The 2584-nt window shown below is 64.7% G+C and carries 2 protein-coding genes; both read left to right on the forward strand.

The features are described from left to right. A partial coding sequence (locus ACVOLV_RS22105) for a hypothetical protein (RefSeq protein WP_481556229.1) occupies positions 1–228 on the forward strand: 228 nt, incomplete at its 5' end. 92 nt (positions 229–320) lie between these two features. Then, a complete protein-coding gene (locus tag ACVOLV_RS22110; protein WP_481556230.1) occupies positions 321–2330 on the forward strand; it encodes a M13 family metallopeptidase in 2010 nt (669 codons plus the stop codon). Positions 2331–2584 lie beyond the last annotated feature (254 nt).

The raw sequence follows: 2584 nt of genomic DNA on the forward strand, positions 1-2584 counted from the left end.
AAAGCCGACCAAACCCAAAGCGCCAAGAGCCAACGCAATCCAATCAATGCCAGCCGCATCATCTGCAGTGGCTCCGCGGCTAACGCCGCTCCTAAAAAAGGCACAGGCTTCGCTTGTGGGAGCGGCGTCAGCCGCGAAGCCCACACACCATCAGATCGCAACCACGACCAGCAGCCTTCACACCGCCTGCTTCGCGGCTCACGCCGCTCCCACAACCACCGGTTTTGATGCAGTACCCAATTCCGTGCCCTGCCCCGGCACCAATCCGCCGCCAGCTTGTTAAACTCCGCCCACTTTGTCCTTCTGCGGATATGCACCACATGCCCAACGTTCGCCCTCTTACCCTGGCCCTGGCCTTCTCCCTGGTGACCATGCTGTCCACCAACGATGCGCAGGCCGCCCGCAAGAAGCCTGCGGCACGGGCACCGGCAGTGAGCGCGGCCTGCACGGACTTCTACGAAACCACCAACGGCAATTGGCTCAAGGCCAATCCGGTGCCGCAGACCGGTGCGGTCAGCGCCCTCGGTACGCTGGCAGACAACACCCGTACCCAGCAGCGTCAGCTGCTGGATCGTGCGATGACCGCGCCGCAGGGCAACGTGCAGAAGCTGCTTGGCGATTTCTGGGCCAGCGGCCTGGATGAGGCCGCCGTTGAAGCCGACGGCTCCAAGCCGATCGCACCGCTGCTGACCCGCATCAACGCCATCAAGAAGGCCAAGGACATCCCGGCCTCGATCGCCGCCCTGCATCAGGTCGGCATCCCGGTGGCGTTCAACTTCGCTCCGGATGTCGACCTGAAAGCGCTGGACCGGCACATCGGCTACTTCATGCAGGGCGGCACCGGCCTGCCGGACCCGGCGTTCTATACCCGCACCGATGCCGATACCGTCGCACTGATGGGCCGCTACCGCGGCTATGTGAAGCAGATCCTGGCGCTGACCGGCACCCCGGCCGCGCAGCTTGATGCCGAATCAGCGCTGGTCATCCAGCTGGAAACCGAACTGGCGCGCAGCGCGCACTCGGTTGCCGACATCAACAACCCGTTCAACAACTACGCACCGGTCGCCACCAAGGACCTCAACAGCCGTTACCGCAACCTGCAGCTGGATGCCTTCCTGAAGGCGCAGGGCGTGAACGATGACCTGGTGTCGCTGGCCGATCCGGCGCTGTTCCAGCAGCTCAACGGCATGGTCAGCCGCCTGCCGGCCAACCAATGGAAGGCCTACCTGCGCTGGCGCGTGGGCGACTCCATGGCGCCGTACCTGTCCAAGGCCTACCGCGATGCCGAGTTCGAATTCCGTGGCCGCGTACTGCGTGGCCAGACCATCGCACCGTCGCGCCCGGATGCCGTGCTTGACGCCATCAACGTGGCTGCCGGCCCGATGCTGGGTCACGAGTACGCCAACACCTATCTCAACCGTGACACCCGCCGCCAGGCCGGTGTGATGGTCGACCAGATCCGCGAAGCTCAGATCGCCGCGGTCAAGCGCAGCAGCTGGCTCAGCGCCGAGGCCAAGGCCGAAGCCGAAGCCAAGTTGGCCGCGATGAAGATCGAGATCGGCACACCGCTGCGCGACCTCGACTACACCGTGCAGCCGATGGGCCGTGGCAGCTTTGGCGGCAACATCCTGATCGCTTCCACCTGGCGCCATGCCCAGGAAATGAAGCGCATCGGCAAGGGCAACGCCGACCGCCGCTGGGACGTGCTGCCGCAGCAGCCCTCGATCGCCTATGACATCGCCCAGAACCGCCTGATCGTCACTGCCGCCGCACTGCAGGGCCCGATCTTTGCCGGCAACGCCAGCAATGCCGAGAAGTTCGGTGCCTTCGGTGGCCTGGTCGCGCACGAAGTCAGCCGCGCCATCGACGTCAAGGGCGCGATGATCGATGCCAAGGGCGAACTGCGCAGCTGGTGGACGCCGGCCGACAAGAGCGCCTGGACCCTGCTTGGCAACCGCGTCGCCGCGCAGTACAGCGGTTATGCGTTCCCCGGTGTCAAGGATGCCAAGGTCAACGGCGAGCTGACCCGCGACGAGAACATGGCCGACCTGTCGGGCATGGAGATCGCCTGGGAGGCTTTCAGTGCCGCCCAGGCCGATGCCAAGCCGGCCGACAAGCAGGACTTCTTCAAGGGCTGGACCAGCCTGTGGGCACAGCAGCTGTCGCCAAACGAAGCACTGCAGCGCCTGCGTACCGACGTGCGCGCCCCTGGCCGCTGGCGCAGCAACGCACCGCTGTCCAACCTGCCGGCGTTTGGTGCCAGCTTCAGCTGCAAACCGGGCCAGCCGATGCAGCGCACCGACGCCGAGCAGATCAGGATCTGGCGTTGATGCCTAGCTGACAAAAAAGCCGCGGATTCCGCGGCTTTTTTTTGTTTTGTAGTGCCGAGCCATGCTCGGCAGAGCCTTTACCGACAAAAGCCAGAACGATGTAGTGCCGAGCCATGCCCGGCAGAGGTTTTATCGACAAAAGCCAGAACGATGTAGCGCCGAGCCATGCTCGGCAGAGGCTTGGCCGATAGCCCCCCCCCGCAGTACCCCGCCCTGCTCGGCAAAAGCGTTACCAACACGGCCTCAGCAAAGAG

Source organism: Stenotrophomonas sp. STEN023 (assembly GCF_056760135.1).